3 protein-coding genes are annotated in these 3082 nt (G+C 76.9%); all 3 read right to left on the bottom strand.

The window, feature by feature from the left end; all coding sequences use genetic code 11:
- Positions 1 to 427: 427 nt before the first annotated feature.
- Genes D476_RS0129615 through sigE form a run of 3 tightly spaced genes read right to left on the bottom strand, consistent with a single transcriptional unit; the run spans position 428 to position 3056 of the window.
- The gene (locus D476_RS0129615; RefSeq protein ID WP_017627501.1) at positions 428 to 1552 is read right to left on the bottom strand and encodes a sigma-E factor regulatory protein RseB domain-containing protein; all 1125 of its coding nucleotides are present in this window, start codon (positions 1550 to 1552) and stop codon (positions 428 to 430) included.
- Positions 1546 to 2427: an anti-sigma factor family protein gene (locus tag D476_RS35075; RefSeq protein WP_083939696.1), complete on the bottom strand. Its 882-nt coding sequence runs from the start codon at positions 2425 to 2427 to the stop codon at positions 1546 to 1548. Before D476_RS35075 ends, D476_RS0129615 begins: the two co-directional genes overlap by 7 nt.
- Positions 2424 to 3056 (bottom strand): RNA polymerase sigma factor SigE, encoded by a 633-nt coding sequence (sigE, locus tag D476_RS0129625; protein ID WP_026123975.1) that lies wholly within the window; start codon positions 3054 to 3056, stop codon positions 2424 to 2426. The genes D476_RS35075 and sigE overlap by 4 nt, the downstream gene beginning before the upstream one ends.
- Positions 3057 to 3082 lie beyond the last annotated feature (26 nt).

The following is a 3082-nucleotide window of genomic DNA, read 5'->3' on the forward strand; positions in this document are numbered from 1 at the left end:
CCCGGGAACCACCCCGCTCACACCGTCGCCGCCGACAACAGCAACCATCCGCACGCCCGACGGACGACAACGCTGCAGGCAGCGCCGCCGACCTTCTCTCGTCGCTGCTTTTCCCTGCGCTCCGGCGGCCCGCCGCCCGGCCGGAGCCCGCGAGGAGGGCACCAGCCGTGCCGCCGCCCACCCGAACCGCGAGGAACCCGCCGCCCGGCAGGCAGCGCCGGGGAACCACCCCGCTCACTCCATCGCCGCCCATCACGGCGACCACGCACACGCCCGCCACCCGACAGCGCTGGCGGAAGGGGCGCGGACTCTCCTCGTCGCCGCCCCTCCGCCCTCCGCCACATCGGCCCGCCGCCCGACCGGGGCATGTGAGCGGTCCACCTGTTGGGCCACCGCCTGAACCGGCGACACGGTGGCCGACGTCGGTTCACACGCCGATCCACTCTCCGAAGCGGTCGAAGCCCCTGCGAACCCGGCCCCAGAAGCCCGGGGCGTCCGGGGGCGGCAGCATCGTGGCGGCCGCGGCGACCGAGTCGCCGGGGGCGTCGGCGAGGATCGTGTAGACGTGCTCGTCCGACTCCCACATGCGCAGCTGCCGCCCGGACTCGCCCACGTAGACGGTTCCGCCGCGGTCGTGCACCGCGTGCACACCCTCGACGGCCTCCAGCGACCCGGCGTCGAGGCGGCCCTGCTGTACGAAGACCGACACCACCGACAGCCCGTCGGTGTACCCCAGGTGCACGACCCGCCCGGTGGACGCCTGCGCCGAGCGCGCCTCGACCAGGCGCATGTTCCAGGCGATCCGCTCGGGCAGCCGCCAACCGCGCTCGCGCAGCCGCCGCAGCTCCCCCGCGTCGAGCGACCGGCCCCAGGCGTCCGCCTCCGACGCGGCCCCCGCGCCGCCCGAGTCGGCCCGGACGTCCTCCGGGTCGGGTTCGCCGATGGTGGTGAACTCCACCGTGTGCACCGGCCGCCCCGCGGTGTCGACGCTCTCCCGGCGCAGCGGCAGCCCGGACTCCCGGTCGACCCAGAACCGCCCGGCCGTGCTGCCGTCCGCGCGCAGCGCCTCCACGATGCGCGCAGGGCGCCCGGCGACCTCGCCTCCCCCGGCCCCGGTCACCCGGTAGTTCTCGGCCAGGGCGTCCAGCATGGCCTCGTCCAGGGCGGGGAAGGCCGCGGAGCGGCCCGGCGGCAGCGGGTGCTCCCCGCCCGCCTCGGCGACCAGTCCGACGCGCAGCCCCGCCCCGGGCACGTGCTCCACCTCGACCATCCGGTGCTCGGTCCCGGCGGGGCCGGTGATGCTGATCGCCTGCACCCCTTCATAGGGCACGTCGCGGGCGGCCTGGGCGGCACGGCGCAGCACCTTCATGGCACCGTCGCGCCCGGGTGCCGGGCGCTGGTCGGCCTGGGGGGCCGCCGAGGCGGCGGGGAGCACCGCGAGCAGCACCGCGCAGCACAGGACCAGCACCACCAGCACGGCGGCGCGCGGCCCGGGAGCCGCGCCACCGCCGGTGTGCCGTGCGCTGAGGGGTCGGTCGGGGGCGCTCACCACGCCCGAGGAGTGTCGGTGCGGGTGTCGGCGCCACCGTCGGCGGCGCCGTCCCGATCGTCCCGGTCCCGGCCGCCGCGGTCCTCGCGGCCGGTGCCGTCAGTGCCGTCCGTGGCGCCCGTGCCGCCGGTGCCCTCCGCACCGCCGCGCCCCGGTTCGTGCAGGGCGGGGACGGTGCCCCGCCCCTCGCCTCCGGCACGGCGCCCGTCGTCGCCGTTCGGCAGCGCGGCCTCCCCAGCGGTCAGCGCGTGCTCCAGCGCGTAGTCCGGCAGCGGGGGCCGGACCACGGGGCCCGGTTCGTCCTCGCCTCCGGCGACGAAGGCTCCCCCCAGGGCCACCGCGACGAGCGAGGCACCCGCCATGGCGTAGCGGGGAGCGCGTCGGCGCTGCCGCGCGGGGCGGGGGCGGCGTTCGGCGGCCTCCAACTCCCGCCGGTCCCCGGACGGGGACCGGAAGGGTAGGAATGCCGCCGCAGCGCGGAGCGCTGACGCCTGCGAACGCCACCGTGGCGCGGGCCCGCCCGTCCCGGCGGCGCCGAACCCCGGCCGCTGGCCCAGTCCCGGCCCGTCACCGAGCGCGGGCCCGGACCCCAGCGGTGCCGACCCTCCGAAAGGGCGCGGCCCCCCACCCGCCTCCGGGGGCCCCTGCGGCGGCTCCGCCGCCGGGCTCCCCAGTGCCGAGAGGCGCCCGAGCAGGTCGGACGCGGGCTCGGGGCCGTCCAGGCCGTGCAGGCGCCGCTTCAGGCGGCGCAGCATGTCGGCCTCGAAGCGGCAGGCGTCACACGAGGCCAGGTGGATCAGCGCCCGGTCCCGTTCGGCCGCCCCCAGCTCGCCGTCGACGAGTGCGGACAGGCGTTCGCCCAAGTGCTCCGTGCTCATTCCGCCTCCCGGGTCCGAACGTGCGGCGCGGATCCGGCGCCCTCCGCCCCCGGGTCGTCCGAGGCGGCGGACCGCTGCCGGGCCGCCATCCTGCGGCGGTGCTCCAGCGCCTTGCGCAACTGTGCGCGTCCCCGGTGGATCCGGCTGCGCACGGTGCCCAGCTTGACGCCCAGCGTCGCCGCGATCTCCTCATACGACAGGCCTTCGATGTCGCACAGCACCACCGGTGCCCGGAACTCCGCGGGCAGCGCGTCCAGCGCCGCCTGGACGTCGGCGTCGAAGTGCCGGTCGTCGTAGGACTGGGCGGGCGAGGGCTCGCGGCCCTGCAGCCGCTCGTCGGCGTTGTCGGCCAGGCCCTCGAAGCGGATGCGCGCCTTGCGGCGCGCCATGTCGAGGAAGAGGTTGGTGGTGATGCGGTGCAGCCACCCCTCGAACGTGCCGGGGGTGTAGGTGGACAGCGACCGGAACACCCGGATGAAGACCTCCTGGGTGAGGTCCTCGGCGTCGTGCTTGTTCCCGGTGAGGCGGAAGGCGAGCCGGTAGACCCTGCCGGAGTGGTTGGCGACCACGTCCTCCCAGCTCGGGGGTTCCCACTGCTCGAAGTCCACGGCAGCGTCGGGGGCGGCCACCGCTACTCCTTTCACTCGTCCCGGGC

The organism is Nocardiopsis chromatogenes YIM 90109 (assembly GCF_000341185.1).
Classification (GTDB): domain Bacteria; phylum Actinomycetota; class Actinomycetes; order Streptosporangiales; family Streptosporangiaceae; genus Nocardiopsis_A; species Nocardiopsis_A chromatogenes.

Coding starts and splice junctions, on each gene's coding strand:
- D476_RS35075 (WP_083939696.1), bottom strand. CDS start 2,427: ATGAGCACGGAGCACTTGGGCGAACGCCTGTCCGCACTCGTCGACGGC.